At 41.0% G+C, this 507-nt stretch carries 1 pseudogene; it reads left to right on the top strand.

Annotated features, from left to right (window positions below):
* Window positions 1–60: 60 nt before the first annotated feature.
* A pseudogene (locus MZO40_RS17005) lies at window positions 61–507 on the top strand (IS5 family transposase); the annotation flags it as partial.

Below are 507 nucleotides of genomic sequence, written 5' to 3'. Positions count from 1 at the left end.
CTTAGAACTTGTTTAAAATCTAATATATTTGGTATGATAGTTCAAAAAAGGTGATTAGTCATGAACTACCCAAGCAATATTTCCCGCCAACAATTTGAACTCATTCGTCCCGACTTAGAAGCTGCACGGCGTTCAACGAGGCCTCGAAAGTATGATCTTTATGAGTTGTTCTGTGCAGTTGTCTATGTTTTAAGAACTGGCTGTCAATGGCGCGAGTTACCAGTTGATTTTCCTCGCTGGCAATTGGTCTATTACTATTATCGCGTATGGTCTGAGGAACAGATTATTGATGAACTATCAATCTTAGATCAGTGTTTAAAAAAATTGTCTTTACCCTACGGGAAAAACAGTCACGCTCGGCTAGAACATCTTTCATAATCATTGACGCACAAAGCGTTAAAAATACCGATACTGCTGAGCATCGCGGCTACGACGGTGGTAAACGCATATCCGGCATCAAACGCCACCTAGCGGTTGATATTAACGGCTTACCACAAGCAATTCACA

It is taken from the genome of Lactiplantibacillus sp. B652, from assembly GCF_023806745.1.
GTDB lineage: Bacteria > Bacillota > Bacilli > Lactobacillales > Lactobacillaceae > Lactiplantibacillus > Lactiplantibacillus pentosus.
The sequence above is the reverse complement of the archived record's forward strand: the minus strand, read 5'-3'. Positions and strand labels throughout refer to the sequence as shown.